Origin of the sequence: Bacteroides sp. Marseille-P8574, from assembly GCF_902825465.1 — a bacterium.
Lineage (GTDB): Bacteria > Bacteroidota > Bacteroidia > Bacteroidales > Bacteroidaceae > Bacteroides > Bacteroides uniformis.
On record NZ_CADEBE010000001.1, the window covers coordinates 2,224,339 to 2,244,550 of the forward strand.

Consider the following 20,212-nt stretch of genomic DNA (forward strand, 5'->3'; position numbering starts at 1 on the left):
GTACCATTTTATCCCCCTCCCTACCGAGGAGGGGTTAGGGGAGAGGCCAATGAATTTTAAAGAAGGAGAAGTCCTCTATTTCAATAAACCGCTGGGATGGACATCGTTCAAGGTTGTGGGACATGCGCGTTACCACATCTGCCGGCGGATAAAGGAGAAGAAGTTGAAAGTAGGCCATGCCGGTACCCTCGACCCGCTTGCTACGGGGGTGATGATAGTCTGTACGGGCAAGGCCACGAAACGGATTGAGGAATTCCAGTATCACACGAAGGAGTACGTCGCCACCATCCGGTTGGGCGCCACCACTCCCTCTTACGACCTGGAACATGAGATAGATGCCACCTATCCCACGGAGCACATCACCCGCGGACTGGTGGATGAGACGCTGAAGAAGTTCATCGGCGAGATACAGCAAGTGCCTCCCGCCTTCTCGGCATGTATGGTGAACGGGAAACGTGCCTACGACCTTGCCCGCAAGGGAGAGGAGGTAGAGCTGAAACCCAAGTTGCTCGTCATCGACGAGATAGAGCTGCTGGACGACGGGCTGGGTATTGCCGAACCGTGGATAAAGGTACGCGTAGTATGCAGCAAAGGAACTTATATCCGCGCCCTGGCACGTGACATCGGCGAAGCCCTGCAGAGCGGCGCTCACCTCACCGCCTTGGAGCGTACCCGTGTAGGCGACGTCCGGCTGGCAGACTGCCTCAATCCCCTCGATTTCAAAGAGTGGATAGAGGCGCAGGAGATAGATATTTAGTTATAAGTTATGAGTTATAAGTTATTTGCTATGAAGTGTAGCATACTGCCGGATAACTCATACCCTCTTATGACTAAAACAGACTGATATAAATAATAAATAACTCATAACTTATAACTCATAACTAATTATGAAACTGTCGCAATTCAAATTCAAGCTTCCCGAAGAGAAGATAGCTTTGCACCCCACGAAGTACAGAGACGAGTCACGTCTGCTGGTGTTGCACCGTAAGACGGGTGAGATTGAGCACAAGATGTTCAAGGATGTTCTGGACTATTTTGATGACAAAGATGTGTTTATCTTCAACGACACCAAGGTTTTCCCTGCCCGCTTGTACGGTAACAAGGAAAAGACCGGTGCGCGTATTGAAGTGTTCTTGTTGCGTGAGTTGAACGAAGAGCTCCGGTTGTGGGATGTACTGGTGGACCCTGCCCGTAAAATACGTATCGGCAATAAGCTCTACTTCGGTGACGACGACTCCATGGTGGCTGAGGTTATCGACAACACCACTTCGCGCGGGCGTACGCTTCGTTTCCTTTACGACGGTCCGCACGATGAGTTCAAGAAGGCGCTCTATGCGCTGGGCGAAACGCCGCTGCCCCACAGTATCATCAACCGTCCCGTAGAGCCGGACGATGCCGAACGTTTCCAGTCTATTTTTGCACGCAACGAAGGAGCTGTTACGGCGCCTACCGCCAGCCTGCACTTCAGCCGCGAGCTGATGAAGCGTATGGAAATCAAGGGTATTGACTTTGCCTACATCACCCTGCATGCCGGCTTGGGTAACTTCCGCGACATTGATGTGGAAGACCTCACCAAGCACAAGACAGACTCCGAGCAGATGATTGTGAACGAGGAAGCCGTGCGGATTGTGAACCATGCCAAAGACCTGAACCGCCAAGTCTGTGCCGTAGGTACCACCGTGATGCGTGCCATCGAGAGCACCGTCAGCACCGACGGACATTTGAAGGAATACGCGGGTTGGACCAACAAGTTCATCTTCCCGCCGTACGACTTTACCGTGGCCAATGCCATGATATCCAACTTCCACATGCCGCTCAGTACCCTGCTGATGATTGTTGCCGCTTTCGGCGGTTACGAGCAGGGGATGGAGGCATACAATGTGGCATTGAAGGAAGAGTACCGCTTTGGTACGTATGGAGATGCGATGCTGATTACAGACAGGTAATTATGGTTGTTTATTTCAGTCTTGGTACCAATCTCGGCGATAAGGAGCAGAACCTCCGCATGGCCGTCCAAAAGATAAGAAAGCAGATAGGGGAAGTGATTTCCCTATCTGCTTTTTATGCTACTGCCCCGTGGGGCTTTTCTTCCGATAATACTTTTCTGAATGCCGCACTCTGCGTAGACACTGCTTTGGCACCTTTGGAGGTGTTGCAAACGACGCAGGAAATCGAGCGGGAGATGGGGCGTACGCATAAGTCTGTCAATGCAGTGTATAGCGACCGTGTGATAGACATCGACCTGCTGCTTTGTTTTGCCGATGACGGTACTCCCGTTTTGCTGGATACGCCCGAACTGAAACTTCCTCATCCGCTGATGCAGGAACGCCGTTTCGTGATGGAGCCGTTGGTGGAGATTGCTTTAGGCGTGGTGCACCCGGTATTGGGAAAGACAATCGGGGAATTGTTGCAAAATCAGTGTTAATCTCTGCTATCTGTAGCGCAGATACAAGATTTCTTTTTTATCTTTGCCTCCGAAAAGCGAAGATAGGCTGTACCTCAGCATAAAAAATGAACAAGTTCATTTTGTTCTGCGTTCGGTTTGCACTATCTTTGCCCCCGAAAACGATATGTGGAGAGATTTGAGTAGCTTGCAACCACAGAAAAAAATGCTAAAACACATCCTTTTCTGACGGCACGTTTGTGTGCCGGATGCATCTACTCCACACACCTCCTTCCGCCATTCGTTGAATTATCAATTATCAACTATCAATTCTCAACTGAAATGGGATATTTATTCACATCCGAATCGGTGTCTGAAGGACACCCCGACAAAGTGGCCGATCAAATATCGGACGCTGTGCTTGACAAACTGTTGGCCTACGACCCCAGTTCGAAAGTAGCTTGCGAAACTCTGGTTACTACCGGTCAGGTAGTGCTGGCTGGAGAAGTGAAAACCAAAGCGTACGTTGACATGCCTCTCATCGCACGCGAAGTAATCAAGAAAATCGGCTATACCAAAGGCGAGTATATGTTCGAGAGCAATTCGTGCGGCGTGCTGAGCGCCATCCACGAGCAGAGCCCCGACATCAACCGCGGCGTGGAGCGACAGGACCCCATGGAACAAGGTGCCGGAGACCAGGGAATGATGTTCGGCTACGCCACCAACGAAACGGAGAATTACATGCCGCTTTCACTGGACCTTGCACACCGCATCCTGCAAGTGCTGGCAGATGTCCGTCGCGAAGGCAAGGTGATGACCTACCTCCGTCCCGACGCCAAGAGCCAGGTTACCATCGAATATGATGACAACGGCACGCCGGTACGCATCGACACCATCGTAGTCTCCACCCAGCACGACGACTTCGTCCAGCCTGCCGACGACAGTGATGCCGCCCAGCTGAAGGCCGACGAGGAAATGCTCGCCCAAATCCGCCGGGATGTAATCGAGATTCTGATGCCGCGTGTCATTGCTTCCATCCATCATGAAAAGGTGCTGGCACTGTTCAACGACCATATCACATACCACGTCAACCCCACGGGCAAGTTCGTAATCGGTGGTCCTCACGGTGACACCGGGCTGACGGGACGCAAGATTATCGTAGATACCTACGGTGGCAAGGGTGCCCACGGCGGCGGCGCTTTCTCCGGAAAGGACCCCTCTAAGGTAGACCGCAGCGCAGCTTATGCAGCCCGCCACATTGCCAAGAATCTGGTAGCTGCCGGCGTTGCCGACGAAATGCTGGTGCAGGTAAGTTACGCCATCGGTGTGGCACGCCCCATCAATATTTTCGTAGATACTTATGGCCGCAGCCACGTCAATATGAGCGACGGTGAGATTGCCCGTAAGATTGACGAGCTGTTCGACCTTCGCCCCAAGGCAATAGAAGACCGCCTGAAACTGCGCAACCCCATCTATCAGGAGACTGCCGCCTACGGACACATGGGCCGCGAGCCGCAGACCATCGTCAAGCATTTCAAGAGCCGCTACGAAGGCAACAAGGACATTGAAGTGGAACTCTTCACCTGGGAGAAGCTGGACTATGTGGACAAGGTGAAAGCCGCATTCGGTTTATAATCAGCATAGCTTTACGGCTATTTATATAGAAGGCTGCCCTTCTGCATCTCCGGAATATCGGTATATGCAGAAGAGGTGGCTTTCGTGTTTTTGCTCGTCACGGGGGCATGGTGGTTTATCAACAAGCGATTCTTCTTCTCTCTTTTCCTTATTTTACAAGCAATTTTGCCATTGCATTCGTAGCTTACCTGCAAAATGTGCATGGAATGTGTACAGTAATCTCCTCTAAATAGTGTACCTTTGTGAACAACAACGAATATAGGGCTGCCTATGAGATACCTTTTGCTTGCTTTTTCCTTCTTTTTAGTAACTTCTGTGCTGTGCCAGTCGTGCAAGGAGGAAGTCACTTCTGCACGTTCCATGCTCGTGGCAGCAGATTCCATGATGTGGAGCAATCCCGACAGTGCTTTGCTGGTGTTGGAACAGATACCGGATTCCCGCGAGTTGCGGGGAGAAGAACGCGCCTTGTATGCGTTGCTGCTGACGCAAGCCCGATACAAGAGTTGTGTGCTGCTGGAGAACGATTCGCTGATACAGATAGCGGTAGACTATTACGAAGGAGGCGGAAAGCAGGAACGGCTGGCGCAAGCATATTTCTATTGGGGATGTGTCTATATGGAAAATAAAGAGTTTCCGAAGGCGATAAGCCTCTATCTGAAGTCGCTGGAACTGATGCCAAAGAAAGACTCTATATTCGTGGCGATGCTGTACAGCCATTTGGGGAACTGTTATAATGAGCAAGATTTACATTCTACGGCAAGGGAAATGTATCGGAAGGGATATAATTTATGTGCAGTGAAGGATTCTGCACGTTCTTTTTATGCATTAAGAGATATTGGAAATACCTTTTTGTTGGAATATCAATTGGATAGTGCGCTTTGTTACTATCAACAAGCTTTAAAAATTGCATCCTCGCTGCAAGACAATGAGTGTTTATCCCTTATTTATAAAAACATAGCGGGGCTTTATAATGAGTTGGGGCGGTATATGGAGGCGGAATCGGCTCTTTCAAAAGCTTTACCCTATTTGACCGTTGAGGAAGATTATACATCGGCTTGTTCTATAAAGGGGGATATTCTAAATTCCTTAAATCGGAATGATTCTGCTGTTTATTATTGGAAAATTGGAGCAAGGTCTTCTAATATATATGTAAAGACATCGTCTTATAATCATTTGTTTGAAGGATATAAAAAAATGAAGGATTGGGAAAATGCTACTGTATATGTTGACTCTTTCATTCTTTTCTATGACTCCATTCAAATGATGAATTATCGTGCAGAACTTGATGAACTGATGGATAATCATTTAATAGAACTTCATAAACGTGAATTGTCTGTCAGAAATCAACGGATAGTTGCAGGCTTGGCGGTTCTTTTTTTGTTATTCATGTTTGTATTGGTCATTGTTTATCTGTGGCGTGATGCCCGTAGGAAAAAGGAGTATATGGCTTTGCAGCAGCGCTTGATGGAAAACCGTGCGGAGGTGATGCTTTTGAATGAAATTCCTGAATCAGCTTCTAATACGAAAGTAGCAGAATTACACAAATTGGAGGAGGAACGATTCAGTATCTGTGTTTCTATATTTAGAACCACCGAGGGAAGTAGAAAACTTGATGAATTGAAGAAAGCAACTGCTAAAATGCAGGTTTCGATTGCAGATACTTATAGGCAAGTGATGGTGAGTGATATAAGAAAGACTTTTGCCGATGTCATGAAAGATTTGAAGGAACACTATCCCGGTTTGACTAATGATGATTTGCTTTATTGTATATTGTCTTTGCTCCGTTGTTCCAAATTTATTGTTTTATGTATACTGGATGTCTCTTCGGACGCTATAAAAACGAGAAAGAGCCGTATCAAGAATAAAATTGATGAAGAACTGTTCAATCGTATGTTTGACTATTGATAAATAGCGTATTATGATGGATTTGTTACTTCTGTTACATTGCTCTGTTACCACTGTTACCTCTTTTTTGTAGGCTTTCTTATAAAAGATTAAGTTATTTGCAGTATTAAACTTTTAATAACTTAATTAATAATGAGAACAAGAAAACTACTATTGTGTCTATTTGCATTTACTTGTATGAATATAAATGCAATGTCTCAGAAACGACCGAAAAAGATAGATCTTGAAAAAATTGTAGCTTCTTCTACTACAAATAGTAAAGGAACACGTTCTGCTATCTTAGAGGCTTCTGCATTATTCGATTCTAATTCAGAATCAATTATGATAACTTCTCAGAATGGCTTTGCTGATGTCAAGGTTTCAGTTACCAACCTTTTTACTAATGAAACCATCTTTTCTGATTCATACTCTACTTTTGAGATAATACTAAATTTAGCAGGCTTATTAAATGAAGGAGAAGAGTATCGCTTAGAAATTACTATCGGAGATACCGTTTTATACGGGGATTTTATTTACTAACATTATATTTAAGAAAAAATGAAGAAACATTTGCTGTTCGCCTTTTTAGGTGCGCTGGCTTGTTACTCATGCAGTAACAGCTACGATTTGTTGGAAAATGATGCGGAGCTTGCTAAAGCTGCTGAAGATTATGAGCTATCAACCAGAGCAATTAATGAGGAGGGGGATACGGCAAAAATTGAGACTGTAGCCGATGAACAAGTTATTTAGGCTTTGATGGATGAGTACGAGCAGGAATTAATGAATAGACAGTCTGTTGCTAAAGAAAGAGTAATGAGAACTACTTACACTGGAACTACTGATGTAGTAGGGGTGTTCAAAGTAGAGTCATGTGGGACTTATAAAGAACTGACACTTTATCTTGATGCAGAAGATACAAGACAGAATTCTAAGATTGAAGGTTATGTAGGAGATACGTTTGTAGATAATAATGGCAATGTCCGTTTCAAATTCTGCTTGACGGAAGCAACTCAATATTATCCTGGAGGAGTTTTTCTTGTTGACCATATAAATTACAGTCAGTTTGGTGGTACAATGGATATACTTGTTCGTTATCATGATTGTGATGATAAGCATACTGATAATAAAATAATTGATAGCACACATCCTGAATACCAAAGAATTGATCAGCTTGGAGGGTATACTGTCGTGAATTCTAATGCAGCATTAGCCTGGGCTTACCCTCCTTATCCTCGCAATCAATGGGGCTATATTCCTGGAGTTGGTCCTCGAAATTCTATTAAGTATGGAGTTTTAGCTTATGCCTATACTATTGAGGACTTAGGCATGATTTATGTTGATGACGAAGATTCCAGCAATAAAAACTGGCTTAAATCCTATAAGGGATATACATACAAAGATAAATTGTCTGGTGACCAAGGCATGTATGGAATTAATGCTACAGACAACACAAGATATTATGTTTTATTAAACACAAACAAAGGTTTTGCATTGAATAATATATTCCATCCTAATTTTGGAACCCCTATACCAAGACCGTAATAATATGAAATATCAAATATTTTGCTGTTTACTTCTTTTATGCTCTTGTTCCAACTGGGACAAGAGCATTGTGGCAGAAGTGAATGGACATAAAGTTTATTCTTCCGAGCTGTCTCAATTAACTACCCAAGAGACTTTTGATTTGCTTAATACGGCTTATGAGATAAAGATGAAGGCTTTGGAAGACTTGATTAAACAAAAGTTGATAGAGCAAGAAGCCACCGTTGCAGGAAAAACTTTCGAGACTTTTTTGAATGACTATATAGAAAAGGTGATGAGCATTAAAGAAGACAGCCTGCTTGCGGTGTATGGTTCTGTAAATGAGCGAATTCTCCATTCAAGGGAGAGATTAAACAAGATTTCTTCAGAAAGTATTGAAGGAACTATTTCTGTGAAGAATGATATTCGTGCAGCTATCATTCAGCATTTGGCAGATTCATTGTATAATAAGGCGCAAGTTAAAAGATACTTTTATCCTCCTAAACAGCCCAAATGTGTTGTTGGTGATTTGAACGTGCGCTATAGGGGCAATCTGAATGCTGCTACAACTTTCATTGTTGCTTCCGACTTTGACTGCAAACGTTGTGTTGATTTTGAAAAGACATTGAGGCGGATTTATGATAAATACAAGGAGCGGGTAAAGTTTGGATTCATCAATTTTGCTGATGAGCCTACCCTTGCATCCTTATCGTGCGAGGCTGCTTCCAGGTATGGTAAATTCTGGGAGTTCCACGATGCTATTTTTGAACACGAAGCTTTGGTAGATTCATCTTTTATTTTTAATATAGCCACAAATTTGGGTTTAGACTTAGAAGCATATAAACAAGAGTTGTTGTCTGCTCCAAATTATGATAAGGTAAACCATGCTATCAATAAGTTGATGGAACGGGGGCTTTTTGCCACTCCTACCATTATCATTAATGACAGACTAGTATACATCACAAATTCGTATGAGGAACTGACTAGACTCTTAGACCAAGAATTACAAAACAGATAAACTCTGATGCCGATGGTAAGATACCTTACAATTACATTTCTGGCCGGCCTTTCTCTCCTGCTTGCAAGTTGTGAGGAAGTGTTTGATGTCAATATCCCCGATTCTATGCTTGAGGGAATTGTATTTAATGGAGTAATTACAAACGAAAATCCCCCTTATTTCTTTCTTTTGAGGGAACCGGCATTGATGTCGGCTGAAGATTATGCCTATGAGGGTATAGAAGATGCTGTGATGATTGTTACGGACCTTACTGAAGGTATCAGAGATACTATGCAGGTGCTTTATCCGTATGGTGATTACGGTGGAGTGTTTTATGATTTTTATGATTATCATTTAAAGAAGAATACTCGCGAAAGAGTGAACCTCATGTATGATAATGGTTCTGGCAGGGGTATGTATGTCACTACCAAAATTTATGGCATAGAAGGTCATTCTTATCAATTGGATATTTATCACGATGGTAAGCATTATCAGTCCGATGTCCAGAAGATGGAGCCTGCACTTGTCATTACTGATTTGAAGCTGAAATATTTCGACTTTAATGAAAAAGGAGGCAGGTGGGCGCCATGTATAAGTTTCACTAATCCGTCTGAGGTAGATAACTATTATTTGTTCCGGTTATATTCGCGTACTTACAAGCATTTTTCTTTTTCGCGCCCTCACTCTTTGTTGGGCTCCAATACCTTTTGGGAGTATTCTATCTTGAGCGATGAGTATCTTGAAGAGAATGTGGTTGATTTTCTGATTGACGACGGAGAAAATCCTCTGGGTTATCCTCCGGGTTGGGATTATCCCATGGGAGATTCTGTATATGTATGGGCTCAGACCATATCCAAGAGTTGTTATGACGTTTTCGACCAGATGATACGCCAGTTCCGGTCGGATGGTGGCGCTTATACACCTGCACCGTCATCGGTGGGCAGCAATATAAGCGGCGGGGCGTATGGCTGCTTCCGTGTGAGTGCGGTTTCCGAAAAAGGTATTGCAACGGGGGAAAGATGATGCGTTCTTTTTTGTAATCGTAAGAAGATAAAATTAATGAAACTGTTGCTGATTTATTTCTGTATTTTGTTTTTGAGTTGTCAGGCAGTGGTTGCTCAAAAGGCCGTTGTACGAGGATGTGTGACGGATGCCAAAACGGGTGAGATTCTTTCGGATGCCAATGTGCTGGAACGAAGGTCGGGAACGGGGATGGCAACCAATGCTTACGGACTTTATTCCATATCACTTCCCAAAAGGGAATGTATATTGCAATGTTCCATGTTGGGGTATGTTACTTGGAGAGATACCTTGACTTTATCAGGAAATACGGTGGTGAATATCGCATTGACTCCCGATGATTATTGGCTGAAAGGTATCGAGATAGTGGGAAGCCGCAAGCATAGCGGACAATTTGCTTTGGAAGCAAAGGAAATACAAGCATTGCCATCTGTGGGAGGGGAACCGGATTTGATGAAGTCATTGCAGTTTCTGCCCGGAGTGCAGAGTGGCAATGAAGGGACAAACAATATTTCTGTACGGGGTAGTAACCAATGGGGAAATCTGGTCTTGCTGGATGAGGCTGTAGTTTATAACCCCAGTCATGTATTGTCCTTCTTTTCGGTGTTCAACAACGATGCTATCCGTGAGGTGAACTTGTACAAATCGTTCTTCCCGCTGAAGTATGGCGGTCGTTCTTCATCCGTCATAGACGTGCGTATGCGCGAAGGTAACAGCAAGGAACGTGAACGGAGTGCCAGCTTGGGGCTGATAGCCTCGAAAGTGTTGTTGGAGGGACCTTTGAAGAAGAAAGAGGGGTCTTATCTGGTTTCCGGCCGGTTTGGATATCCGGGTGTAGTAGCCGGACTGTTGGGAAGTAACCTGACGTCGAAACCGCAGATGTGGTTTTATGATGTCAATGCCAAAGTGAACAGAACGCTGGATGCTCGAAATCGTATGTTCTTTTCCTTGTATAGCGGAGGCGACCATACCGTGTTCAACAAGCTGGTGAAAGGCTATGGGATGGATTGGGGAAATGCTACGGCTACGATACGTTGGAATCATATACTGAATGATAAGACAAATGTGAATACAAGCGCTGTCTTCAGCAACTATTATTATAAGTACAAATCGTTGTCGGACGGATTGAGATATGTGTGGAAGTCGAACATGCAGTCGTATCAGTTGAAGTCGGATTGGGAGAGGTATCAGAACAATCTGCTGACCTTGAAGGGAGGGGTGAACCTGCATTATTTCACTACGATGCCCGGTGAGGTGGGCAAGTCCGGTAAGGATTCTAACATCACTCCTTCGGAAATGTCGCGCAAGAGTTTGTGGGATGCGGCATTGTATGCCGAGGCAAATTATAAATTCCTGCCCCGTTTTCTTCTGAATGCCGGGGTTAGGCTGTCCGTATTGCATGCACCGGCCTCTACCTATTATGCAGCCAAGACATTTGTGATGCCCGAACCCCGTGCCGAACTCTCTTTTATTCCGAATGCCTCGCACCGGTTTTCCGCATCGTATACACAGGCGGCACAGAGCATACACATGCTTACCACCTCTTCAGTAGGTATCCCCTCGGACATGTGGATGCCTGCCAATGCACTGTTGAAGCCCTCCGTCATGCGCCAACTGGCATTGGGATATGAATACAATTTCCCTGATAAGGAATATACATTGTCACTGGAGGCATATATGCGCCGAACAAACCATGTGGTAGATTATAGGAAAAATGCCGATATTTTTCAGAACGACCGGATAGAGGATGAAGTCGAAACCGGTTCTGCCAGAGGGTGTGGATTGGAATTCTATTTGTCAAAGAATAAAGGAGCCGTGACCGGATGGATTAGTTATACTCTCTCGCGTGCGCGTAACCGTATAGGAGGAGAGGAGTACCGACCGGTGTACGACCGTCCCCATAACCTGAAATTGTTCGTAAACTGGGAAATGAACAGACATTGGTCTCTGTCTTCCACTTTCTCCTATGCATCGGGGATGAATCTTACGCTTCCCGTTGGAAAGTATGAATCGGAACATGTACTGGTCTATATTTATTCTGACCGGAATGGTTATCGTGCCCCGGCTTTCCACCAGTTGGACTTTTCGGCAACGTGGCGTATCAGGCAAGACCGTAGCTTGAGCCTTTCCATCATCAATGCTTATAGCCGGAAAAATGTGTTCTCTATTTATGCAGGGAGGCAGGGGCACTTTTCTGTAGGAAACGGGCGTATCTATAAACTGTATCTTTATGGCATCGTCCCTTCGCTGACCTATTCTTTCAAGTTTTGAGATAACTCTTATTTTTTTCCTCCACCGGCAGTACAAACACGAACCTTGCCCCCTCCTTGTACTCCTTGTCCAGCAGCACTTTCCCTTTCAGTCGTTCGGCGATGAGGCGGCAGATATTGAGTCCCAGGCCGGTGCCTTGCTCGAAGTTGTCGGCCTTTTCAAAGCGTTCGAAGATGGTTTCCGAGTATTCCGGGGGAATGCCGGTACCGGTATCGGTGACGGAGAAGGTGACGTATCCGGGATGCTCTGTGAGGGAGCAGTGCAGGCGGATTTCGCCTTGTGTGGTGTGTTTCTCGGCATTGGTAAGGAAGTTGATGAGTATCTGGCACACACGTTGCCCGTCGGTGCTCAGTTCGTAGCAGTCGTCCACTTCGGAGGTGTAGTAGAGCTTCACGCCTTCGGGCGTGCGGTGTTCAACGGTGGTTATGGCTTCCCGGCAGAGTTTGTTGCAACTGTGCGGCGCTATCTTCATGGTGTATCTGTTGCTTTCCAACTCGGCTGCGCTGAGGATGTCCTCCACCAGTGTGAGGAGGAGGTCGGAATTGTGCTGTATGAGATGGCAGAAATCCTGCCTTTCCTCTTGGGAAAGGTTCGTGTCGGGGGAAGTGATGAGTTGTGAGAAGCCCACGATAGAGTTGAGCGGTGTCCGTATTTCGTGACTCATGTTCTGCAGGAAGATGCTCTTTGCCTTGTTGGCTGCTTCGGCTTGGTCGCGCGCTTCGGAAAGTTCCTCGTTCTTGTGGCATAGTTCGAGGTTGACTTTACGTTTGCGGTGGAGGTAGAGCATTAGGAAAAGCAGAGATAACAGTAAAAAGCCGGTGACAATGCTGAAAAGAGTGATGCGGTAGCGCGAGGTGGCCTGTATGTTTTCTATTTTCAGGCGTTCGGCGCCTATCTGGGTGTTCAGTTCGGCGATGTCCGACAGTTGCAGCAGATTGTTTGTCGAATCCAACTGCTGGTAATATTTTTTCAGATATTTGATGGCATTGGGATAGTCTTTGGCGCATTCGTAAATGTAGGCATGTTGTTGCAAGCCTTTCTCGGACAATTGGTCAGCGTGGGCATGGGCCTGCTCATACTGTTTGTCCAGTATGTTCTTGCTGATGTGGGCTATCAGTAGGGAAACGTTGGCAGAGAGCTTGCAACGGTCCGCCATTTGCACGGCTTCTTTATAGCAGTCGTTGAATTCATCTATACGCCCCTGTCGGAATAGTACCAGGCATTTCTCTATCATGGCTTGGGCTATGTTCCGTTCTGTTTTGGCGCTCTTCAAGGCTTTTTCGCAATAGTCCAGTGCGGTGGCGTAATCTTTTTGGGTGTTACGGTAATATTCGGCAAGGCTTGAGTATAGTTGGCTGGGGTCCTGGTCGGGCATATTCTTCAGCATATAGTCCAAGGCTTCCTGATAGTATTGGGCGGAGAGGTCGAAGTTTCCGCGTGATTTGTAGATATGGCCCATGGTTCGAATACAGCTGAAGATACCGTAAGGGTATCTGTCGGCAAAAGCTTGCTTTTTCATTTTTTCCGCTTTCTGCAAGGCGAGCAATGAGCGTTGTTGGTTCAGGAAGTAAATTATTTCGCTGCTCCAAGCGTAATAATAATATTGCAGATAGTTATTGGCACGTGAAATCTCTTTCAGGTCAGTGGATGCCTTTTCTATCTTGCTGTCGTCTTTTTGGGACATATAGAACTGCAGAGGGATAATGTATGCCAGGCATTGTGCTTTTTTGTCACCGAGTTTCAGAGCTTGTTGATACAAGGTGTCGGCCACCAGCAACCCCTCCTGCTGGCGTGCCTGCCTGGAAGCCCGTTGGTAGATGGGGTAGAGTGCATCGTCTATCTTGTAGGGATTGTTCTGTGCTGCGGAAGGTAGGGACACCCATACTGAAAGCACTAGAAAACATAACCTTGAAAGAATGCACTCCCTCTTTGTTCTATTGGATGGAATAAGCATGTTTTTTCCGGATACTTATTATTATGCCTATGGCATCGCAAAAATAAGATAAAAGAATAAATTACAAGTTTTTTATTTGCATAATTTCTCTATTTACTTGTTAAATAGTTCTTGTCAGGAGTGTTCTTACGAAATTTCCGGTGATAATGCCGCCCTCTACATCATCATATTCTTCCTTATTGAGAACTTCACGATGGCCATCGCTTCGACCTTCAGGACACGGCAGGTTCGGGCGGCAACGACGGCGACCAGGGCGAAAATCCTTTGGGATAAAATTATTTACGATTTGACGATGTACGATTGGAGTTAGTACTGCTAAATAGCCGCGCCTGTGTAGGCATTTATGATACGAGGAGTAATCCCAATCGTACATCGTCAAATCGTACATCTCTTAATCATTAACTCTTAATCCCTATTCATCATTCATGCGAAAAATCAACAACATCGTGGTGCATTGCAGCGCCACGCGGGAGGGCCATGCGCTCACTCCCGAAGCTTTGGAGGCAGAGCACCGCCGTCGCGGCTTCCGCACGACGGGCTATCACTACTATATCCGGCGCGACGGCACTGTGCTCGGGGCCCGCTCTCTGGAACTGCGGCCACAACAAGCATTCCGTCGGCATCTGCTACGAGGGTGGACTGGATGCCATGGGGAATCCGAAAGATACCCGCACCCCGGAGCAGCGTTCGGCACTCCGGCTGCTGGTACACCAGCTGCTGAAGCAGTTCTGGAATGCCCGTGTCTGCGGTCACCGCGACCTGAGTCCGGATTTGGACGGGGACGGAACGGTGCAGCCACGGGAGTGGGTGAAGCAGTGCCCGTGTTTCGAGGTCAGTAAAGAACTTTAATCCCCCCTAGGACTCCCTGAAGGGGGAGGGGGATACTCCTGAAGATTGAGCGCGCGCAGGATTGGCGGGAGTATTCTCCTTCCCCTTTAGGGGAACGAGGGGTCTAAAAACACAGAACATCATGAAAATAAGTAAAGAAACTTGGAAAGACATCTTGAAAATTGTGGGTACTATCATCGCTACCATAGCCAGTGTGCTGGGGGTGCAGGCGATGCCGCTCTGATTTTCCGGATGACAACTACCCCGCTTACAGCTTGGTATACAAAGCTACCAAGCGGGGCAGTTTTATGAAAAAAAACAGAAAGCATTCGTTCAAGTTTCGCAAGTCCTCTGTTGAAAGTCAATTATTGGACTTACGAAACTTAAGACTTTTACTCATCAGGAAATACAAAAAAACATGAAGCGAACAATTTATATCCTATTTTGCTGCCTATGGTGTGCAATTGCCACGTTTGCGCAGTCAGACAATATTCTTATCTCTAATGTGACTCCACCTTCCCCTCATGCACAAAGCATGTTGAAGGCAGGACATTTTCCGGTGTCCGGCTATACAGGGGTACCGGATATTACCATCCCCCTCTATACCGTCCAGTTGAAAGATTTTTCCTTTCCCGTCTCTCTTTCCTACAATGCCTCGGGCATCAAGGTAAATGAGGAGGCCACTCGGGTAGGGCTGGGCTGGACATTGAATGCCGGCGGAGTTGTGACCCATACCGTGAGAGGACGTTATCAGGACTTCTGCGAGTGGGGCTATTTCAATGACTCCCCGGATAACCAGCTCCAGGACATTGCGGGCATCTATCATATCGACACTTATCTTACGCAGGGAGCCGGCACTTCCTTGCCGTTCGCTCTACCCCAAGGTATGACCCATGAAATGCTGTACAGAGCTTTGACGAGCGATACTTATGCCAGTTGTGTCGGTACGGAACTGGCTCCTGATGTCTTCCACTATCACTTCTTGGGATATTCGGGAAAGTTCATATTTTCTCACTCGGGCCACATAGTGAAGGAAAGAGAAGACAATGTGCGGATTACGCCTCTTACGGAAAACGATGCTATGGGCCATCCCAAACTGGCCGGCTGGGTCATGACCACCCCCGATGGCACTGAATACCGTTTTGAACAGACTGAACAGACGTTTTTCACAGACCGTCCGCGTGCAGAAAGCTATTCCAGTGCTTTCTACCTGACGCGGATAAAGACAACGGCCGGAGCAGTGGTTACATTCGGCTATAAAACCAGGGATTTCCATTTGGCTTCTTTTGCCAATATTCAGGACAGTCGGATGGAACAATATATCACCGCGGATATGGCTTATTACAAGGTGCCCTATCTGGATAGAATCAGTTATCCCGGTGGCAGCATTAGTTTTGAGTATGCCACAGACCGGTTGGACTACAGTCCGGAAGTGCGCTTGTCGGCTGTTCGCATCAACGACGCTGCAGGCAACAATCTGAGCAAGTGGGAGTTGATTCAGGGATATTTTGTTTCCAATGCCAACATTGGCTTCGATGTGCCTACCCTTGACGAACTGAATCGCAGGCTGCCTAACAGCGCTTATTACAACTCCACATGGAACAACAAGATGTTTACGAAAGATTGGAATACCAAAAGACTGAAACTGACCGGACTCAAACATACGGCAAGCAATGTGGCTTCACCGGAAGTCTATTCCTTTTCCTACAACGAAGCCGCTCTACCCACCAAGTTGTCGGAAGCTCGTGATCATTGGGGATATTATAATGGTGCGGCCAACAAAAGTCTGATTCCTGCCTATTGCTGTAACAGCAATCAAAAGTCTGATTCGGTCATTTTGGAATATGGAGGCAGTGCCGATCGCGAACCCACTCCGGCATTCGCACAAGCATTCCAGTTGAGGCGGGTGACATATCCGACGGGGGGAACGGCGGAATTCACCTATGAATCGAATGTATACAAGACAAATGATTTTGAACAAGACCCCTATAAAAAAGATTTGATGTACCGCGTACAAGAGGTGGTATTGTCTGCCAGCCAGCGCCACAAATACGACAGCTACGGCAATCCTCTGTATGTCTCTGTCGATGGAACCGGAAACATGGTTTTCCTATGGAGCTACCAAGGCATGTACCCGGTGGCAAAAATCGTGAATGCCACGTATGAAAAGGTAAAGGCAGCCCTGGGCACCGCTCCCGAATCACTGTCCTCCTCTTCCAGTCCCGATACGGCACTGATAGACGGACTGAGGACGAAATTGGGCAAGGCGCATGTCACCACCTATACCTATAAACCCCAGGTGGGGTTGCTGACAGAAACTTCTCCGGCAGGAACAACCACTTACTACGGATACGACAACTTCGGCCGCCTGTCAGAAGTCTGGATGCTGGAAGGACTGTCCAGAAAAGTGCTTCAATCCTATGAATATAATTATGTCAATCCCTAAAACAACATGGCTATGAATAAGATTTTAAGATATATACTATTGATATTCGCTTTGGGCATCTCTTTGGAAATGCAGTCTCAAAGCTCCGGTCCGGCAACGGTCTCGTTCAGCAAGGACAAGAATTATGTGGCTACGCTCACTCCCCGCAACGGGGTTTCCTCCGTGGCTTGCAACAACGGGACAATCAGCAATTACGAAAGCGGCAACGTGCAGGTTTCCATCTGTTACATGGATGGATTGGGACGCCCGGCGCAGCAGGTGGAATACCGCACTTCGCCTGCGGGAAAGGATCTGATAAGCATGCAGGAGTACGCTTCCCTTGATGTGCCGGAAAAGCACTGGCTGCCGGTGGCTTTCAGTGCGGGCGGGGCATATACCGCCCCCTCCTCTGTCACGGCACAGGCACGGACGAACTACGGCGACACCGCTCCTTATGGCATGTCTTCCTATGAGGAACCCATACACCGACGCGTCTGTGAGGAGTATGGTGCCGGCCAGCTGTGGCACGACAACCGGAAGCGTGTGCAGACAAGCTACCTGACCAACAGGACGGGCGACAACCGGCTTGACTGCATCCGCTACAAGGTAGGGGGGGGCGGGAGCGGCACTGCATTGGTGCAATCCGGCAGCTATGCTTCGGGAGAGCTCAGTGTGGTATGCACCACGGACGAGGACGGGAACGTTTCCTACCTGTTTACCGACAAGCTGGGACGTATGGTATTGCAGCGCTGGGTCATTGGAAGCGACAACCACGACACCTACTACGTCTACGACAACCGGGGCAATCTCCGCTTCGTCCTTCCCCCGCGCATCCGGGACGAGGGAATCTCACAAGACAAGCTGGATGCACTGGCCTATTGCTATCGGTACGACAGCCGTGACCGGTGCGTGTGGAGGAAGCTGCCCGGCTGTGATGCCGTGCGCTATGTCTACGACAAGGCCGACCGTCTGATTTTCGTGCAGGACGGCAACCTGAAGGGACAAGGCAGATGGCGCTTCACCATTCCCGACGCTCTGGGCCGTACAGTGCTTTCCGGGCTCTGCTCGGACACCCTGCCGGTGGTCGGAAGTCCGGTAGAAGCGGAGTTCACGGGCAGCGGAAGTTATAAGGGATATGCCGTGAAAGTGGGTGGAACCGTCCGTGAACTTTCCGGAAGCAGGCTGCTCACTGTGAACTACTACGACAACTATGACTTTCTTGGCAAGAACGGTTTTCCTGCCTATGCCTACGACAGTTCCATGGAGTCCTCCGGATACGGCACCAAATCCGATGCCCGGGGAATGCTTACGGGCAGCGTGACGGGCTTGGCCGGGGACGGCGCCGGACAGCTTTACAGTGTGGTGTATTATGACCGCCGTTCACGGCCCGTCCAGCGGCAAGGTTCCAATTCCCTGGGAGGCAAGGAAACGGAATACACGGCCTATAACTTTACCGGCCAGCCTACCAGGTTGCGCCATGTTCATACTGCCCAAGGCAAGGCTGTCCGTACGGAGGTCCGTACATATTCCTATGACCATGCAGGCCGGTTATTGACGGTGAAGCACAAGCTGGATGCTTTGGGAGAGGTTACGCTCGTGAACAATGTCTATGACGACCTGGGGCGTCTACAGTCGAAGTCGCTGCATGGCAGTGCCGTCAACAAGCAGACCTATGCTTACAACATCCGCAACTGGCTGACGGGGGTCAGCGGAAGCAAGTTCACGCAGAATCTGTATTATAACACCGGAAACGGAGTAGCGAAGTACAACGGCAGCATCAGCAGCATGACTTGGAAGGCAGGCAATGAAAGCACCGTCCGCGGCTATAAGTTCACCTACGACGGTCTGGATAGGATGCTGAATGCTATTTATGGGGAAACGGCAGGCATCAATACGAATGCCAACCGTTTCAGCGAGAATGTGACGGGCTATGACAAGAACGGTAACATCAAGGGATTGCAACGTTACGGGCAGACCGGAGCTTCTGCCTACGGCCTGATAGACAACCTGACTTTTACGCTGAAGGGCAATCGGTTGAACCGCGTGGACGATGCGGTAGCGGTTTCCACTTACAACGGCGGCTTTGGTTTTAAGGACGGCGTGAAGCAGGCGAATGAATACACTTACGACGCTAACGGGAATTTAACTAAAGACTTGAGTTCAACTTGTAAATGCAACTTTTAATTTATGATTGTTGCATAGGAATAGATACAATATTTTTTCAGAGAGGAAAGAGAGAGTTACTCTCCTTCGCTTTGCTGAATGGATAAATATTACTATCTTCGCCTGTGTCCGTCCAAAGATTTAGTTGCAGATATGAAACATTTAACCGTAGAACAAAGATATACCATTTTTGCGATGTTGCAAATAGGTTATACACAAATAGAGATAGCAAAGACTATCGAAGTAGATAAAAGTACTGTAAGCCGAGAGTTAAGGCGTAATTGTGATATGCGTAGTGGTAAGTATATTATGGATTTAGCACAGCGCAAAGCAGATAAACGCAAGGCAGATAAGAGACGTAAAGAGCTATTTACCTTACAGATGCAGCGTAGGGTTAAGAAGCTCTTAAAAAGAGGTTTTAGCCCTGAACAGATTGCAGGTAGGAGCAAGAATGAGGATAAGCCAATGGTCTCTCACGAAACTATTTATCGCTGGATATGGGAGGAGAAGCGAAAAGGTGGCACGTTACACAAGTATCTAAGGCGGCAGGGACGTAAGTATGCTAAACGTGGCTCAAAGAACGCAGGACGTGGATTTATCCCTAACAGAGTAGATATTGATGAGCGTCCAAATGTGGTTGATAACAAAGAGAGATTTGGAGATTTAGAGATAGATACAATAATAGGTAAGAATCACAAGGGTGCAATTCTTACCATTAATGATAGACTAACAGGTAGGGTTTGGATACGAAAACTACAAGGGAAAGAAGCCATCCCAGTAGCTAAAGTAACCGCTTGGGCTCTACGAAAAGTAAAGAACTTAATTTATACTATTACGGCTGATAATGGAAAAGAATTTGCAAAACACGAGGAAATAGCACAAAAGTTAGAACTAGATTTCTACTTTTGTAAGCCATATCATTCTTGGGAGAGAGGTGCTAATGAGAATACTAACGGACTAATTAGGCAATACATTCCAAAGGGTACGGACTTTAGTGAGATAACCAATAAGCAGATTAAAAGGATAGAAAATATCCTCAATAATCGACCTCGTAAAAGACTTGGATACCTCACACCAAATGAAAAATTTAAACAAATTATTAACCAGAATTCAGTTGCATTTGCAAGTTGA

The 20,212-nt window shown here is 46.7% G+C and carries 17 protein-coding genes and 1 pseudogene; 17 read left to right on the forward strand and 1 reads right to left on the reverse strand.

The genetic code is table 11. The features are described from left to right. Positions 1-49: 49 nt before the first annotated feature. From truB to HUX74_RS09430, 11 genes are all read left to right on the forward strand, one after another. Positions 50-757: a tRNA pseudouridine(55) synthase TruB gene (gene truB / locus HUX74_RS09385; RefSeq protein WP_057089642.1), complete on the forward strand. Its 708-nt coding sequence runs from the start codon at positions 50-52 to the stop codon at positions 755-757. Positions 758-887: 130 nt separating this feature from the next. Next, positions 888-1,946, forward strand: a complete 1,059-nt coding sequence (queA, locus tag HUX74_RS09390) for a tRNA preQ1(34) S-adenosylmethionine ribosyltransferase-isomerase QueA (protein ID WP_174646562.1) — start codon at positions 888-890, stop codon at positions 1,944-1,946. Positions 1,947-1,948: 2 nt separating this feature from the next. Continuing rightward, a complete protein-coding gene (gene folK / locus HUX74_RS09395) occupies positions 1,949-2,425 on the forward strand; it encodes a 2-amino-4-hydroxy-6-hydroxymethyldihydropteridine diphosphokinase (RefSeq protein ID WP_174646563.1) in 477 nt (158 codons plus the stop codon). A 300-nt stretch (positions 2,426-2,725) separates the two neighbouring features. Beyond that, positions 2,726-4,018: a methionine adenosyltransferase gene (metK, locus tag HUX74_RS09400; protein WP_025834620.1), complete on the forward strand. Its 1,293-nt coding sequence runs from the start codon at positions 2,726-2,728 to the stop codon at positions 4,016-4,018. Between the two features lie 270 nt (positions 4,019-4,288). After that, positions 4,289-5,923 (forward strand): tetratricopeptide repeat protein, encoded by a 1,635-nt coding sequence (locus tag HUX74_RS09405; protein ID WP_117599954.1) that lies wholly within the window; start codon positions 4,289-4,291, stop codon positions 5,921-5,923. A gap of 132 nt (positions 5,924-6,055) precedes the next feature. Then, positions 6,056-6,442, forward strand: a complete 387-nt coding sequence (locus tag HUX74_RS09410) for a DUF3244 domain-containing protein (RefSeq protein WP_117599955.1) — start codon at positions 6,056-6,058, stop codon at positions 6,440-6,442. Positions 6,443-6,460: 18 nt separating this feature from the next. Continuing rightward, positions 6,461-6,652 carry a hypothetical protein gene (locus HUX74_RS20735; RefSeq protein ID WP_227187015.1) on the forward strand — a complete coding sequence of 64 codons (192 nt, stop codon included), beginning with the start codon at positions 6,461-6,463 and terminating at the stop codon, positions 6,650-6,652. 6 nt (positions 6,653-6,658) lie between these two features. Further along, a complete protein-coding gene (locus tag HUX74_RS09415; protein WP_254592850.1) occupies positions 6,659-7,444 on the forward strand; it encodes a hypothetical protein in 786 nt (261 codons plus the stop codon). A 4-nt stretch (positions 7,445-7,448) separates the two neighbouring features. After that, a complete protein-coding gene (locus HUX74_RS09420; RefSeq protein WP_174646564.1) occupies positions 7,449-8,441 on the forward strand; it encodes a thioredoxin domain-containing protein in 993 nt (330 codons plus the stop codon). A 12-nt stretch (positions 8,442-8,453) separates the two neighbouring features. Next, positions 8,454-9,443, forward strand: coding sequence for a DUF4249 family protein (locus HUX74_RS09425; protein ID WP_138346392.1), 990 nt, complete (start codon positions 8,454-8,456; stop codon positions 9,441-9,443). Between the two features lie 36 nt (positions 9,444-9,479). Further along, the gene (locus tag HUX74_RS09430; protein WP_117965036.1) at positions 9,480-11,711 is read left to right on the forward strand and encodes a TonB-dependent receptor domain-containing protein; all 2,232 of its coding nucleotides are present in this window, start codon (positions 9,480-9,482) and stop codon (positions 11,709-11,711) included. On the opposite strand, the gene HUX74_RS09435 is transcribed toward HUX74_RS09430, so the two are convergent. Then, a complete protein-coding gene (locus tag HUX74_RS09435; RefSeq protein ID WP_174646565.1) occupies positions 11,701-13,665 on the reverse strand; it encodes an ATP-binding protein in 1,965 nt (654 codons plus the stop codon). The two genes, HUX74_RS09430 and HUX74_RS09435, sit on opposite strands and share 11 nt — an antisense overlap. Before the next feature lie 97 nt (positions 13,666-13,762). Here HUX74_RS09435 and HUX74_RS09440 point away from each other — a divergent pair, with 97 nt between their 5' ends. The 6 genes and pseudogenes from HUX74_RS09440 to HUX74_RS09465 all read left to right on the forward strand — a co-directional run bounded on the left by HUX74_RS09440 (position 13,763) and on the right by HUX74_RS09465 (position 20,212). Continuing rightward, positions 13,763-13,975: a hypothetical protein gene (locus HUX74_RS09440; protein WP_171030469.1), complete on the forward strand. Its 213-nt coding sequence runs from the start codon at positions 13,763-13,765 to the stop codon at positions 13,973-13,975. Positions 13,976-14,090: 115 nt separating this feature from the next. Further along, positions 14,091-14,514, forward strand: a pseudogene (locus tag HUX74_RS09445) (N-acetylmuramoyl-L-alanine amidase). A 121-nt stretch (positions 14,515-14,635) separates the two neighbouring features. Further along, a complete protein-coding gene (locus tag HUX74_RS09450; protein WP_005825315.1) occupies positions 14,636-14,737 on the forward strand; it encodes a smalltalk protein in 102 nt (33 codons plus the stop codon). Between the two features lie 174 nt (positions 14,738-14,911). Next, positions 14,912-16,939, forward strand: coding sequence for a hypothetical protein (locus tag HUX74_RS09455; protein ID WP_174646566.1), 2,028 nt, complete (start codon positions 14,912-14,914; stop codon positions 16,937-16,939). Between the two features lie 12 nt (positions 16,940-16,951). Next, a complete protein-coding gene (locus HUX74_RS09460) occupies positions 16,952-19,102 on the forward strand; it encodes a DUF6443 domain-containing protein (RefSeq protein WP_174646567.1) in 2,151 nt (716 codons plus the stop codon). A gap of 132 nt (positions 19,103-19,234) precedes the next feature. After that, positions 19,235-20,212: an IS30 family transposase gene (locus tag HUX74_RS09465; RefSeq protein ID WP_117681738.1), complete on the forward strand. Its 978-nt coding sequence runs from the start codon at positions 19,235-19,237 to the stop codon at positions 20,210-20,212.